The 15,162-nt window shown below is 51.3% G+C and carries 10 protein-coding genes and 2 pseudogenes; 6 read left to right on the top strand and 6 right to left on the bottom strand.

Features of this window, described 5'->3' with window-relative positions; translation table 11 throughout:
* Window positions 1-153: 153 nt before the first annotated feature.
* From KQP84_RS12040 to pdeR, 5 genes and pseudogenes are all read left to right on the top strand, one after another.
* Window positions 154-2,456: pseudogene (locus KQP84_RS12040) on the top strand (FdhF/YdeP family oxidoreductase).
* 114 nt (window positions 2,457-2,570) lie between these two features.
* A complete protein-coding gene (locus KQP84_RS12035) occupies window positions 2,571-4,505 on the top strand; it encodes an exoribonuclease II (protein WP_215846715.1) in 1,935 nt (644 codons plus the stop codon).
* A gap of 182 nt (window positions 4,506-4,687) precedes the next feature.
* The gene (locus KQP84_RS12030; RefSeq protein ID WP_215846714.1) at window positions 4,688-6,754 is read left to right on the top strand and encodes a carbon starvation CstA family protein; all 2,067 of its coding nucleotides are present in this window, start codon (window positions 4,688-4,690) and stop codon (window positions 6,752-6,754) included.
* Window positions 6,747-7,037: a YbdD/YjiX family protein gene (locus KQP84_RS12025; protein WP_215846713.1), complete on the top strand. Its 291-nt coding sequence runs from the start codon at window positions 6,747-6,749 to the stop codon at window positions 7,035-7,037. The genes KQP84_RS12030 and KQP84_RS12025 overlap by 8 nt, the downstream gene beginning before the upstream one ends.
* Window positions 7,038-7,195: 158 nt before the next feature.
* Entirely contained in the window at window positions 7,196-9,181 is a 1,986-nt protein-coding gene (gene pdeR / locus KQP84_RS12020) for a cyclic di-GMP phosphodiesterase (protein WP_215846712.1), read from the top strand.
* A gap of 15 nt (window positions 9,182-9,196) precedes the next feature.
* Here the strand turns inward: pdeR and KQP84_RS12015 are convergent, their stop codons facing one another.
* The 3 genes from KQP84_RS12015 to araD form a co-directional block, all read right to left on the bottom strand.
* Window positions 9,197-10,063, bottom strand: coding sequence for a crotonase/enoyl-CoA hydratase family protein (locus tag KQP84_RS12015; RefSeq protein ID WP_215846711.1), 867 nt, complete (start codon window positions 10,061-10,063; stop codon window positions 9,197-9,199).
* A 141-nt stretch (window positions 10,064-10,204) separates the two neighbouring features.
* Entirely contained in the window at window positions 10,205-11,188 is a 984-nt protein-coding gene (kdgT, locus tag KQP84_RS12010; RefSeq protein ID WP_215848272.1) for a 2-keto-3-deoxygluconate transporter, read from the bottom strand.
* Between the two features lie 229 nt (window positions 11,189-11,417).
* Window positions 11,418-12,116 (bottom strand): L-ribulose-5-phosphate 4-epimerase, encoded by a 699-nt coding sequence (gene araD / locus KQP84_RS12005; protein ID WP_215846710.1) that lies wholly within the window; start codon window positions 12,114-12,116, stop codon window positions 11,418-11,420.
* Between the two features lie 338 nt (window positions 12,117-12,454).
* On the opposite strand from araD, the gene osmB reads away from it, so the two are divergent.
* Complete coding sequence (gene osmB / locus KQP84_RS12000; protein WP_031374546.1) at window positions 12,455-12,670, top strand: osmotically-inducible lipoprotein OsmB; 216 nt, start codon at window positions 12,455-12,457, stop codon at window positions 12,668-12,670.
* A gap of 80 nt (window positions 12,671-12,750) precedes the next feature.
* Here osmB and yciH read toward each other — a convergent pair.
* The 3 genes and pseudogenes from yciH to lapB form a co-directional block, all read right to left on the bottom strand.
* Window positions 12,751-13,073: pseudogene (gene yciH, locus KQP84_RS11995) on the bottom strand (stress response translation initiation inhibitor YciH).
* The gene (pyrF, locus tag KQP84_RS11990; RefSeq protein WP_215846709.1) at window positions 13,070-13,792 is read right to left on the bottom strand and encodes an orotidine-5'-phosphate decarboxylase; all 723 of its coding nucleotides are present in this window, start codon (window positions 13,790-13,792) and stop codon (window positions 13,070-13,072) included. The pseudogene yciH and the gene pyrF overlap by 4 nt, the downstream one beginning before the upstream one ends.
* A gap of 197 nt (window positions 13,793-13,989) precedes the next feature.
* A complete protein-coding gene (gene lapB / locus KQP84_RS11985) occupies window positions 13,990-15,159 on the bottom strand; it encodes a lipopolysaccharide assembly protein LapB (RefSeq protein WP_215846708.1) in 1,170 nt (389 codons plus the stop codon).
* Between the last annotated feature and the right edge of the window lie 3 nt (window positions 15,160-15,162).

The raw sequence follows: 15,162 nt of genomic DNA, 5'->3' as shown, positions 1-15,162 counted from the left end.
GTCAAATGCACGATAAACAGTGACTATCGCACCATTAAGTCAATCAATTAGACAACTTTTATGCAGAGCGGCACACTTCCCTTCACCATCAGGCCATATCCTGATAACAAACTTTCTACAATATTTTCTAATAAAAATAAGCCTGCACTCATTATGAAATTTAAACGCAAAATCAAACCTTACCGTGCCGCAGCGGGCGGTTGGGGTTCACTGGAAGCCACCACGCGTTTCGTCTTTGACAGCAAAGCTGCACTGAAAAATATGCGTAATCTGCTACGCATGAATAAAGCCCGCGGTTTTGACTGCCCAGGCTGCGCATGGGGCGATGACAACAAAAGTACGTTTAGCTTTTGCGAAAACGGCGCAAAAGCGGTCACCTGGGAAGCGACACGTCGTGTCGTCGATACCGACTTCTTTGCTAAGCACAGCGTTAATACGCTTTACGCGCAGAGTGATTACTTTCTTGAATATCAGGGCCGTTTAACGCATCCGCTGCGTTACAACGCCGAAACCGATCATTATGAACCCATCAGCTGGGATGAGGCGTTCGCGCTAATTGCACGCCATATCAAGGCGATGGATAATCCTGATCAAATGGAGCTGTACACCTCCGGCCGCGCCAGTAATGAAGCGTCCTGGCTTTATCAGTTGTTTGGTCGCCTGATGGGCACGAATAATTTCCCTGACTGCTCCAACATGTGCCATGAAGCCAGCGGTACTGGCCTGAAGCGCAGTATCGGCGTAGGTAAAGGCACGATTCGCCTGGATGATTTTGACCACGCTGACGCGATTTTTGTCTTCGGTCAAAACCCGGGAACGAACCATCCACGCATGCTGCACAGCCTGCGTCACGCTGCCGATCATGGCGCGAAGATCGTAACCTTTAACACGCTACGTGAGCGCGGTCTGGAACGGTTTGCCGATCCACAAAAACCCCTTGAAGTCATGACGTCTAAAGCGGGCACCATCAGTTCGGCTTATTACCAACCGAATTTGGGGGTGATATGGCGGCGGTACGCGGCATGGTGAAGACGCTGCTGGAAACGCACCGTGCGCGTCTGGCTGCGGGTGAAAGTGGCTTGTTCGATCAGGCTTTTCTGAATGCCAAAACGCAAGGCGTTGAAGCGTACTTTGCAGCAGTTGATAACACCGATTGGGCGCAGATCGTAGCGCAATCAGGTCTGACTGAGGCGCAGATCCGCGAAGCCGCGGCGATTTATCAAAGCGCCGACCGGGTAATTTGTACCTGGGCGATGGGCATTACCCAGCACAAACATTCGGTTGATACGGTTCGTGAGATCACTAACCTGCAACTGCTGTTTGGGCAACTGGGTAAAAAAGGCGCGGGCCTGTGTCCGGTTCGCGGTCACAGTAATGTTCAGGGCAACCGCACCATGGGCATCGATGAGAAACCGGCTAAGCCGTTCCTCGATGCGCTGGGCAAACATTTCGATTTTGAACCCCCACGTGCAGCAGGCCATAACACCGTTGAAGCCTTGAATGCCATGCTACGTGATGAAGTCAAAGTGTTGATCGCATTGGGCGGTAATCTCGCTGCAGCAGCGCCAGATTCACCGATTACCGAAGAAGCGATGTCGCGTTGCGGTTTGACGGTGCACATCAGTACCAAGCTAAACCGCAGCCATTTGGTTCCGGGGCATGAAGGATTGATTCTGCCGACGTTGGGTCGCACCGAGCGTGACGAGCAGGCGACCGGCAATCAGTTCATTACTGTGGAAGATTCATTCAGCATGGTGCACGCCTCTGAAGGTATCGGCATGCCGCTGGCGGATACGCAGCGTTCAGAAACGGCGATTGTGGCAGGTATTGCACACGCAGTACTCGGTGATGACAAAGTAAAATGGCTGGATTTGGCCGGTGATTACAACCTGATCCGCGATCATATTGCCGCCACGATCCCAGGCTTCACTGATTTCAATGAGAAATGCGACCTGCCGGGCGGTTTTTATCTGGGCAACGCCGCAGCGGAATTGCGTTTTAATACGCCGTCAGGAAAAGCAGAATTTAGCCACGCAGCACTGCCAACGTCACTGTTTCCCAACCTGAGTGCTGACGTGCCGTTTACCCTGCAAACTCTGCGTTCCCACGACCAGTACAACACCACGATTTACGGTCTCGACGATCGCTATCGCGGCGTGTACGGCCAGCGCGAAGTGGTGTTTATTAACCCTGATGACATGGCCGAATTGGGTTTCAGTGAAGGTGAGTTGGTTGATATCGAAACGCTGTGGAACGACGGGATTACGCGTTGCGTCAGCGGCTTCAAGCTGGTGCCATACAATATTCCGCGCGGCAATCTCGCGGCCTATTATCCCGAAACCAACCCGCTGGTCCCACTCAATAGCTTTGGTGACGGCAGCGGTACGCCAACCTCCAAATCGGTACCGGTAAAACTCGAACTTTCACAGGCACTTCCCGGTCAGCGAATTGCCTAAAATCCTTGTTACAGCATTGTTAAAAAGCCGCGCTAAGCGGCTTTTTGCCTTGCCGCGCGACCCCGATTCGCGTAAAACTGTCAGCCGCTCTTAGGCCACGAAACTAAAAAAATTATGTTCCAGGATAACCCGCTGCTCGCGCAGCTCAAAGAGAAGCTCCACTCGCAAACGCCTCGCGCCGAAGGTGTGGTAAAAGGCACTGAAAAAGGCTTCGGCTTCCTCGAAGTTGATGCGCAAAAAAGCTACTTCATCCCGCCTCCGCAGATGAAGAAAGTGATGCACGGTGACCGCATCGTTGCCATCATCCATAGCGATAAAGACCGTGAAAGTGCTGAACCAGAAACGCTGGTTGAACCGTTTCTGAGCCGCTTTGTTGGCCGCGTGCAGAAGAAAGATGATCGTCTTTCAATTGTCCCGGATCATCCGCTGCTGAAAGATGCCATCCAGTGCCGCCCGGCCCGTGGTGTGACACATGATTTTCAAGCTGGCGATTGGGCAGTGGCTGAGATGCGCCGCCACCCGCTAAAAGGCGACCGCGGTTTTTATGCTGAACTGACCGAATTTATTATCAAAGCTGACGATCACCTTGCGCCATGGTGGGTGACGCTGTCGCGCCATAACCTTGAGCGTGAAGCGCCAGACGTTGGCTTTGGCGAAATGATGGATGAGAACCTGACGCGTGAAGATCTCACCGCACTGGATTTCGTCACCATCGACAGCGCCAGCACCAAAGATATGGATGATGCGCTGTACGTTGAGGAACTGAACGATGGCGCGCTGCGTCTGACTATCGCCATCGCCGACCCCACCGCTTACGTGCCAGAAGGCAGCCAGCTCGATAAAGTGGCGGCGCAACGTGCGTTTACTAACTATCTGCCAGGCTTCAATATTCCAATGTTGCCACGCGAACTCTCTGACGATGTGTGTTCGCTGCGTCCGAATATGCGCCGTGCAGCGCTGGCTTGCCGCGTGACCGTGGCAAAAGACGGCACTTTAGGCGAAGATCCACAGTTCTTTGCTGCGTGGATTGAATCTAAAGCCAAGCTGGTTTACGACGACGTCTCTGACTGGCTGGAAAACAGCGGCGAATGGCAACCCGAGAACGAAGCGATCGCGAACCAAATTCGACTGTTGCATCGCATCTGCCTGGCACGCGGCGAATGGCGTCAAACCCATGCGCTGGTGTTTAAAGATCGTCCAGATTACCGCTTCCTTCTGGGTGAAAAAGGCGAAGTGCTGGAGATCATTGCCGAGCCACGCCGCATCGCTAACCGCATTGTCGAAGAAGCGATGATCCTGGCCAACGTCTGCGCGGCCAAAGTGCTGCGTGAACGCCTCGGCTTTGGTATCTACAACGTTCATGCCGGTTTTGATGCGACCAATGCCGAGCAAGCAGCAACAGTGCTGGCTGCACACGGCATCACCGTGGATCCAGAAGCGATCACTACGCTGGAAGGCTTCCGCGTGCTGCGTCGTGAACTCGATGCGCAGCCAACGCAGTTCCTCGACAGCCGCATTCGTCGCTTCCAGACTTTCGCTGAAATCAGCACTGAACCGGGTCCACACTTTGGTTTAGGCCTGGAAGCTTATGCGACCTGGACTTCGCCGATCCGTAAATTTGGCGACATGATCAACCATCGTTTGCTGAAAGCGATTATCCGGGGTGATGACATTGCTCGCCCGGATAGCGCGCTGACCGTGACCATGAGTGAGCGTCGTCGTCTGAATCGCATGGCTGAACGCGATGTCGGTGACTGGCTGTATGCGCGCTATCTGTCGCCGTTCGCTGGCAGCGATCGTAAATTCAGTGCCGAAATTATTGATGTGTCACGTGGCGGTATGCGCGTCCGTTTGCTGGAGTTCGGCGCGGTCGCCTTTATCCCTGCCCCGTTTATTCACGCGGTGCGTGATGAACTGGTCTGCAGCCAGGAAAACGGCACGGTTCAGATCAAAGGTGAAGTCGCTTTCCGCGTCACCGACGTTATTGACGTGACCATCGCTGAAGTGCGCATGGAAACTCGTAGCGTTGTGGCTCGCCCAGCGGTATAAGCACGAAAATTTGCGGGACAACTCAGGTTGTCCCGCACTTTCCCCAAATTATTTGCCTAAATGTTAAATTTGTACCTCGCCTCACACTTCTCTATCGATTAACTTCCACTTACATTCCATTACATTAAGTTTAACTCGTTGTTTTCGATCGCCTCTCTCTCGATCCCTACAAGGAGTTAGTCATGAAAAACGTCAAAACCGGAGTCATCTGGTTAGCGGTGGCGTTAATCGGCGCGGGCGCGTTTGCCATGCTCGCCTTAAACCGTGGCGAGCACGTCAACGCCGTTTGGCTGGTCATTGCCGCTGTCGCCTGCTACAGCATCGCTTATCGCTTTTACAGCCTGTTTATTGCGCGCAACATTTTTGAACTGGACGACCGTCGCCTCACACCTGCCGAACGTCTTAACGACGGGCTGGATTATGTCCCAACCAACAAATGGGTGCTTTTTGGCCATCACTTTGCTGCCATTGCAGGCGCAGGTCCGCTGGTTGGCCCAATTTTAGCGGCCCAAATGGGGTTCTTACCGGGCACTATCTGGATTCTGGTCGGCGTAATGATGGCTGGCGCAGTGCAGGACTTTTTGATTCTGTTCATTTCCACGCGCCGTGACGGACGCTCCTTGGGTGAAATGGCGCGTCAGGAGTTAGGCGCTTTTGCTGGTGTGATTACTATGCTGGGTGCGCTGGGCGTAATGATCATTATTCTCTCGGCGCTGGCGTTGGTCGTGGTGAAAGCCTTAGCGGACAGTCCTTGGGGACTGTTTACCATTGCCGCCACCATACCGATCGCGCTGTTTATGGGCGTTTACATGCGCTTTATCCGCCCCGGTAAAATCGCTGAAGTCTCGTTGATTGGCTTTGTGCTGATGATGGCCGCGATTATCTACGGTGGCGACGTGGCACAACATCCCTACTGGGGGCCCTTTTTTACGTTGAAAGGCACGTCACTGACGTGGGTCTTGGTAATTTACGGCTTTATCGCTTCGGTGCTGCCGGTTTGGTTACTGTTAGCGCCGCGAGATTATCTCTCAACCTTTCTTAAAATTGGTGTGATCGTTGGCTTGGCGATTGGCATCGTGTTTGCCATGCCAGAGTTGAAAATGCCTGCGGTGACGAAATTCATTGACGGCACCGGCCCGGTCTTCTCCGGCGCGCTCTTCCCCTTCTTGTTTATTACCATTGCCTGTGGCGCGATTTCTGGTTTCCATGCGCTGGTTTCAAGCGGTACTACGCCAAAACTGATCGAGCGCGAAAGTCATATTCGCTTTATCGGCTATGGCGCGATGCTGATGGAATCCTTTGTCGCCATCATGGCGTTAATTTGTGCATCGGTGCTGGATCCGGGCGTCTACTTTGCCATGAACTCTCCGGCAGCGCTGATTGGCACCACGGTTGAAAATGCCTCTCAGGTCATTAACGGCTGGGGCTTTGTGGTAACGCCAGAAGTGTTGAGCGGCATTGCACGTGACGTTGGTGAAGGATCGATTTTATCACGGGCCGGTGGCGCACCGACCTTTGCGGTTGGCATGGCGCATATCATTACGGAAGTGTTCAACAGCCGCGCCATGATGGCGTTTTGGTATCACTTCGCCATTCTGTTTGAAGCGCTGTTTATTCTTACCGCTGTTGATGCAGGCACACGCGCCTGCCGCTTTATGGTGCAGGATTTGGTCGGCACCGTGGTGCCCTCAATGGCCAACAACCGTTCGTGGTTAGGTAACATGGCCGGTACCTCGGTAGCTGTCGCGGGATGGGGCTTTTTCGTTTATCAGGGTGTAGTTGATCCGCTTGGCGGTATCAACACCTTGTGGCCACTGTTCGGTATTGGTAACCAGATGCTGGCTTCAATGGCGTTGATCCTCGGAACGGTAGTGCTGTTTAAGATGAAGAAACAGCGTTACGCCTGGGTCACGATTCTGCCCACGATTTGGCTGTTTATTACTTCAATGACTGCGGGCTGGCAGAAAATCTTTCATGAAAAACCTTCGATCGGTTTCCTTGCGCAGGCAAATAAATTCCGTAGAGGTTTAGATGAAGGCGTGATTCTTGCGCCAGCAAAAACTGTAGCCGATATGCAAACCATCGTTTTTAGCAACCAAATCAATGCCGCTTTGTGTGGATTCTTCATGCTGGTGGCGGTCACGATGTTAATCGCTGCGGTGTTTGTTATTCGTCGCGCCCTGCGCAGTAACGTGCCGACTACCCATGAATCTGAGCCAGCGTTACGTAAGGAGGTGCGTCATGTTTGATGCCATTCATCGTGCTACACGTCCACAAGGCGTATGGCAAATTGAACGTTGCCAGCGGCTATCAGCGCCAGATACGGCGAAATTTAGCTGGCGCGCGCTGTGGCAAGGTTTACAACAGAGCTTTCGCTTAATGGTCGGCGTTCAGGATTATCAAAAATATTTACAGCATATGCAGAACCATCATCCCGATCAGACAGCAATGACAGAGCGAGATTTTCATCGTTATTGCCTGGATGCTCGCTTTCCAAGCCAAGCGGGGAAACTGGGTAAATGCCCTTGCTAAATCAACGCCATCGCCCCGTTTTTACGGGGCTTTTTTGTGCCATTCATAGCTGGACAACAAAATATATTCAGTTTGCATCTTGTGCTCGCGTCAGATGATGAATACTGTTGCTAAAATAATGAGATAACGCCTGCAGAGCACTTCCCGGAGGAAGTTCCATGACCGATGAACAAGGGCAAACCTTGTTGTATACCTTATTTGGTACAACCAGCCCTCATTGGCGTCTAACCGCGGACAGCGATGCGCTGCATTTTGCTGAAGACGAATCGTCAAATACCAACATTGCCCTGCCGCTGACGCCGGGCCAGGCCAGTTTAATCCGCGCAATGCCAGTGATCACCTCGACAATTAATCTTACGCTGCCGCTACACGGCGTGCCGGTGCCAATGCACTTGGTGGGCCGCAAGGTAAACCAGTCATCCTGGGGCGGAACGGCTTCTGCGTGGGGTGATACCTCTGCCGTGGCGCGCGATTTGACGCTGGGTCTTTCATTTGCTGAGCAAGTGGTTTCAGAAGCTAATTCGGTGATCGTGATTCTCGATCAGCGCGGCAATATTCAACGTTTTAATCGCCTCAGTGAAGAATATACCGGCCTGAATGAACATGAAGTGATTGGGCGCAACGTCTTTCAATTGTTTATGAGTAAACAGGAAGCTGCAGCATCACGCCGCAACATCGCCGGATTCTTTCGCGACGGCAATTCCTACGAAGTTGAACGCTGGGTGAAGACTAAAAAAGGCCAGCGACTGTTTCTGTTTCGTAATAAGTTCGTGCACAGCGGTAGCGGAAAAAATGAAATTTTCCTCATCTGTTCAGGAACGGACATAACCGAGGAAAGACGGGCTCAGGAACGTCTACGGGTGCTGGCAAACACCGATACGGTGACCGGATTGCCCAATCGCAACGCAATTCATCAACAAATGAGCCTGGCACTAGAGCAAGCAGGCGGCAATGAAACCGGTGTGGTTTATCTCGATCTGGATAATTTCAAAAAAGTTAACGACGCTTACGGCCATATGTTTGGCGATCAACTGCTGCAAGCTGTCTCTTTGGCGATTCTTAGCTGTTTGGGTAAAGATCAAACGCTGGGACGTCTGGGTGGTGATGAATTCGTGGTGCTGGCTGAACATACTAGCCAGGCGGCGCTGGAAGCGATGTCGTCTCGCATTCTGGAGCGTTTGCGTTTACCGTTCCGCATTGGACTCATTGAGGTTTATAGCGGCTGCTCCATTGGTATTGCCCTTGCCCCGCTGCATGGCGAAGACCGTGAAAGCCTGATTCGCAATGCTGATACTGCGATGTATCACGCAAAAGAGAATGGTCGCGGTAAATATTGTGTTTTCGCCGCTGAGATGAACCAACGCGTATTTGAATATTTATGGCTTGATACCAACCTTCGTAAAGCGCTGGAGCTGGATCATTTAACGGTTTTTTACCAGCCTAAAGTCGACAGCGATGGGCAGATACGCAGCGCGGAAGCGTTAGTGCGCTGGAACTCACCGGAACGAGGCTTGGTTTCCCCGGCTGAATTTATCCCCTATGCGGAAGAATCTGGCCTGATTGTGCCGCTCGGCCGCTGGGTCATGCTCAATGTGCTGAAACAGATCCTCACCTGGCGTCAACAAGGCATTGAACTGCGCGTAGCCGTAAATGTTTCTGCGCGACAACTGCTGGATCAGAGCATTTATAGCGATTTAAAACAGGCATTGGCCGATGCCGGTTTAAATGATTGTCCAATCGATATCGAATTAACCGAAAGCTGCTTGATTGAGAATGAAGCTGAAGCGCTGACGCTAATGAAAAAGTTCCAGGATCTGGGCGCCCAGGTCCATCTTGACGATTTTGGTACAGGCTATTCGTCACTTTCCCAATTAGCACGTGTGCCAATCAATGCCATCAAGCTCGATCAAAGTTTTATACGTGATATCAACTTACAGCCTGTTTCTCAGTCGCTGGTTCGCGCGATCGTTGCCGTCGCCAAGGCTCTCGATCTGTTAGTGATTGCCGAAGGCATTGAAACAAAAGCTGAAGAAGCATTTATCCTCAATAGTGGTGTTGATGGGCGTCAGGGTTACTATTACGCAAAACCAATGCCCGCAGAGCAGTTTGGGCATTGGCTGGCTAAGCATCCTGCCCGCGTTTAACGCTGGATTACATTACTATCCCGCTTTACGCAACGAGGCGCTGTGGCGGTTTTGTAATTGCACCAAACGTTCCATGTAAGCAATATCTTTTGGCTCAATGGTAAAGGCAAAATCGACCCAATCTTCGGTGATATCCATCAACTCAGCGCGTGTTAATTGCAGCACGCGCTGACGCGCTTTGAGCATAGCTCGCACACCATTCAGCTTCGGACGCAACGTATCAATGAATGTGCGTGTTGCACGATAGCTGTCGCCCGGCTGGAAGACTTTATCGACCAGTCCTCGCGTTTCAAACCACTCCGCACTGTGAGATTCACCTTCACAAATTAACTCCTCTGCCAGTTTCATGCCTGCGCGGCGAGCCACCAATGAATAACCGCCCATACCAGGGAACAAGTTGAAGGCAATTTCAGGGAATCCCATGCGTGCATTGTTCTGCGCCAGAATGAAGTGATGCGCCAGCGCCGCTTCAAAGCCACCGCCTAATGCGCTGCCCTCAATCATCGCTAGCGTCACCGCGCCGGTATCAAAACCGCGTGCTGCAGAATGAATGCAATCCACACAGGCTCTGGCATAAGCACGTAAAGCTTCACGGCGATTGTTACGAATACATTCAACGAAGAAACGCAGATCGCCACCCGCATTAAACATCTGCGGTACCAAAGAACCGGTTACCCAGAAATCAATCGGTAAGCCAGAACGCTGTGCGGCATAGCTCAAATTCATGATTTCCTCTATCAGCTCATGGTTGAAGCTAGGACGCGGCTGCGCCCGCAACATCATCCACATGGTGCGTCGTCCTTCTTCGTAGTACGCCACCAGCTGTGTGGTATGTCCGACTTCGGTAAACAATCTGCAAGTTGCTTGGTTAATAACTGTCATAGTCTCATCCTCTGATTATTAGATGCGTTTTTTACGCCACATCAGCGTAATGCAGAGTGAGGCCAGACCAAATGAGAGATTGATTTATAAAACAAAATCCAGAGATTTCCCCGACTTAGGGCCGGGGATTGATTAGGTGGGTTACTTAATAGCCGCGCGCTGGCTGACAACAACCTGCGAACGCTTAACGCGTTTTGAATATATCGCGGTGATAATCGGGACCAGAACAGATGTTACAATAACCGATGTCGCGACCAGCGCGGTCGCAGCTGGTGCAACCGGTTTGAATTGTGGCAGCATTTCTGCAATCAATACTGGCGTAGCAACGGCGGCTCCTGCCGTACTCGATGCGGCAATACCTGCGGTTCCGTCTCCGCCTCCGATTACACGATCGGCAATAATTAATGGGATGCCGGTAATGATAATCACTGCGACGCCCAACATGATACCGAGCAGACCCGTTTCAGCAATGACGGCCAGATTGATGGTATTGCCCAAAGCAAACGCGAAGAAAGGAATCAGCGTATGGACCGCTTTGCCAAAGAATTCTCGCAATTCTGGATCAAGATTTCCTAAAGCAAAACCGACAATAAAGGGCAGAACTGCACCGACAAAGACGTGGGGTTCAAATGATGCTATGCCGGCTGTGCCAAGAATAACCATAGTCATCAGTGGACCTGATTCCAGCGACATCAGAACAAATGCGCCCGCCTCTTCCTTGGAACCATATTGCTGCATAATCGAGGCATAAAGGCCGCCATTGGTCATATCCATCGCGGCGACCAAAGCCAGCGTAGAGAGTCCAGCAAACATGCCGACTTCAACACCGTTCTCCGGCATCATGCGTGAGGCGATGGCCGCGACGACCCAGGCCACGGCAATTTTGGTCAGCACTAACGTACCGGACTTACGCAATACCGTTCCCGTCGCGCTAATTTTTATCGATGCACCCATACAGAAAAACCACACAGCCAGAATAGGTACCGTCCCGGTCATCAATCCGTTGGTGAACGATCCAAAATATTTTCCGGCATCGGGGGAAAAGGTGTGACAAAGCGCGCCGAGAAATAGCGGTATCAACATCATGCCGCCAGGGATTTTATCTATCGCACGTTTGATATGCATATTGGTGTCACCTTTGCTGTTCCAGAGGAAGATGTGAGTTGTGCCCGAAGGCGATGACAGCAAAGTAATGACATTAAGAAACAAAAACAGTGATCCTGACTATAAAATTGAAACGGCGTTTTATTTTTATAGATGCACTGTTTTAATAAACATGATCACGATCGCCCTATCCGTTTTTGCGTAAACAGCGAGACAGCAAGAAGGGATGGGTTACATCCCTGTTAGCCAGTTACTTTTGTCCATACCACGCGTTTTCGCCGTGCTTGCGCAGGTAATGGAGATCGAGCAGCGTTTGCTGAATCGGCGGCAAGTTAGCGGTCAATTGCTGACTGAATAACCCCATATAAGCGACTTCTTCCAACACGACGGCGCTGTGTACCGCAGCATGTGCGTCTTTGCCCCAGGCGAAAGGCCCATGCGAATTAACCAGCACAGCGGGAATTGCGCTGGGAGAAAGCTCACGTTCAGCAAAGGTTTCGATAATCACCTGGCCGGTATTCCACTCATACTCATGTTTGATTTCATCATCACGCATTGCCCGTGTACACGGGATCTCACCGTAGAAGTCATCAGCATGGGTCGTTCCCCAGGCAGGGATGACACGCCCGGCCTGCGCCCAAATGGTGGCATGGCGCGAATGGGTATGCACAATGCCGCCCACTTCGGGCCACGCCAGATAAAGTGCACGGTGCGTTGCGGTGTCTGAAGATGGCCGTTTATCCCCTTCTATAACGTTGCCACTCGCAAGGTCAACCACAACCATATCGTCGCGCTTCATCACGTCATAGCTGACTCCTGAGGGTTTAATCACCAGCAAGCCCTGCTCACGATCGACAGCGCTGACGTTGCCCCAGGTAAAAGTGACTAAATTATATTTTGGCAAGTCCAGATTCGCTTCCAAAACCTGCTGTTTAAGCTGTTCCAGCATTCCTTTTCTCCTGCAGATCATCGTCCCTAAAGTGTGCGGAGCCAGCGGGCAAAAGGTTATGGAGCAAATCGCTATAAACGCAGAATGAATTAGCTGTGAAAGCAAAATTGTGGAGTGAATTAGGAATTGTCTATCTTCGGAAATTTCGCAGAACGCTTAAAATCCTCTCAGACAAAGATCGGACCTGTCTGAGCTTTGTTGATTACTCGTCGGTCATCATGATGAAAGCCGATGCATTGCCTTCAAGGATGTGGCAATAACTCGGCGACGACGAGTGAAATTAATTTCGAAGCTATACTTAAGGTGTTGCCTCTGTGAGCACACTAATGGAGAAGTTTATGACAATTACAATGAAACGTATTACAGCAGCTGTCCTTGCTACCACCTTAGTCGTCGCGTTAAGCGGTTGTTCTAACTGGTCTAAACGTGACCGTAATACCGCAATTGGCGCGGGTGCCGGTGCGATTGGTGGTTCAGTGCTAACTAACGGCAGCGCGCTCGGCACCGTCGGTGGCGCAGCGGTAGGTGGTATTATCGGTCATCAAGTTCATTAAGACCGCATTAAAATAAAACACGGCTACGCAATGCATCTACATACTCATCGGGCTACTTTTAGTAGCCCGATTTTTTCATTTTAGCCGCCTGCCAGCTTTACCTTCATGCCTTTTGCTTCCAGTAAGCTCTTGAGTAAGTCGCGCTTGTCACCCTGGATTTCGATAACGCCCTCTTTTAATGCGCCACCGCAACCGCATTTTTCTTAAGCTCGGCAGCAAGCTGTGTTAATGCGGCATCATCCAGATCAATACCGGTAATCAAACAGACGCCTTTGCCTTTTCGTCCGCTGGTCTGACGCTGAATGCGAACAATGCCATCACCTTTAGGTCGCTCAACTTTCTGCTGCGGCTGGTCTATACGACCTGTATCCGTTGAGTAAACCAGCGGGTTATCGCGATTCATGAGGCATCCTCCAGACTTTTTAAGATTGATTGCAACGTAGCAGCGGGATTGGCCGATTGGGTAATAGGGCGTCCAATCACCATATAATCAACACCTGCCTGCTTCGCCTGCTCTGGTGTCATGATACGGCGTTGATCGCCTGCATCACTGCCTGCCGGGCGAATACCTGGCGTAACCAGCGCGAAATCTGATCCAATGACCTGTTTAAAACGTGCCGCTTCATGTGCGGAACAGACCACACCATCCAGTCCACATTCACGGGTTAATTTTGCCAGTTTTTCTGCCTGTTCTGCCGGTGAGAGTGTGATGCCCAATCCTTTCAGATCGTCTGCATCCATGCTTGTCAGTACTGTCACAGCAATCAGTAAAGGTGCATCCTTTCCAAAGGGAACCAGAGCTTCACGTGCAGCATTCATCATGCGTGCCCCACCGCTGGCATGGACATTGACCATCCAGACACCCAGATCGGCAGCCGCGGCAACCGCATGCGCTGTCGTGTTGGGAATATCGTGAAACTTCAGGTCAAGAAAGATATCGAAACCGCGTTGCTGCAAATCTTTCACCAATGAAGGGCCAAACAGCGTAAACATCTCTTTGCCCACTTTCAGTCGGCAGCTACCGGGATCGATCTGGTCAACAAAGCGTAATGCGCTATTGATGTCATGGTAATCGAGAGCCACCAGAATCGGCGAAGCGGTCACAGTTTGGGGTGAAGGCATGGCATTTCCTCTGCAGTGGGCACCCATGGGCGCAATAGACAAACGGCAGGCATTTTACCTGCGGTGTCGGGCCATCACAATCGCTGTTCCCGTCTGTAAGACGACAAACTGCACAGATGCGTAGGTTTCGAGAGCTTTAGGCTTTTCGTATGTTGTAACTATAATGAAAGTAAATCACCAACGCTGGCTGTTGATGATTATTGACCGTCGAGTCCTCGAATAGGCTTCACAGAGGACCACGTGCGACAAGAAGGGCAATGCCAGTAAAGTGCGTGCGCAGTGAAGCCGCATTTCTGGCAGCGATAGCGTGGCTTGGTGCGAATCTGCTCGCCAACCATGTCGCGTAAAACCATCAAACTTTCTTTGGCGCGACCATCTTCAGCTTCGTGTAGGTGAAAATTCATCAAACGATGAAACACTCGCATGGTTGGGTGACGTTGTAACTGCCGATTGATATAAAGCTGAGCTTCTTCTGGTCCCTGCTGCTGCTCGAGTATATCGGACATATACAGCTCAGCGGCGGCACCCGTATTTTCTTCAACGCAGCGTTGCAGAAATTCTGCCCACGCGTCTGGCTGATTCAGCCGTTGAAAACAGGTTTCTAGCATTGGCAGCGTTTCACTCACCAACTCTTTATCCTGATCGAGTACGCGCTGTAAATGCCCCACTGCTTTTGCGTAATCGCCCTTCTCCATCAGAATACGTCCCATCATGATAGAGATTCGTGCACTTTGACGATCTGCTGCTTCACCTTTCTTCAATAGGCTCATAGCGCGATCAAGATCGTCGCTGCTCATCGCCTGCAAAGCCAGCTCGCAATAAAAATGGGCTATTTCACCTTTCTGCTTATCTTTGCCCAGTTTCACCAAACGTTCAGCGACTTCAATCGCCTGCTGCCAGTCGCTTGTTGCCTGGTGAATCAGCAATAATTGCTGCAGCGCACCGATGCGAAAATCCGTTTCATCAGTGAGCTGTTTGAACATATCTTCGGCGCGGTCATACAATCCGGCCGCCATGTAATCACGCCCTAATTGCTGAATCGCAAGTAAGCGCTGCTCGTAGCTCAGTGAAGCGCTTTCCATTAATGACTGGTGTATGCGAATAGCGCGATCAACTTCGCCGCGAGAACGGAATAAATTACCCAGCGTCAGGTGAGCTTCGACTGTACCGCTGTCTTCTTTAAGCATGTCTAGAAAGAGATCAACGGCTTTGTCTTGCTGATTAGAGAGCAGGAAGTTAACGCCGGCAACATACTCGCGGGATAAACGGTTCGCTTCCTGCTGCTTATCCTGTTGTGCACTACGTCGACCCATATACCAGCCGTAAGCAGCAGCAACCGGAAGCAACAGAAACAGCAATTCAAGCATGGA

Source organism: Candidatus Pantoea bituminis (genome assembly GCF_018842675.1).
GTDB lineage: Bacteria > Pseudomonadota > Gammaproteobacteria > Enterobacterales > Enterobacteriaceae > Pantoea > Pantoea phytostimulans.
This window is presented reverse-complemented; position numbering and strand designations above follow the sequence as displayed.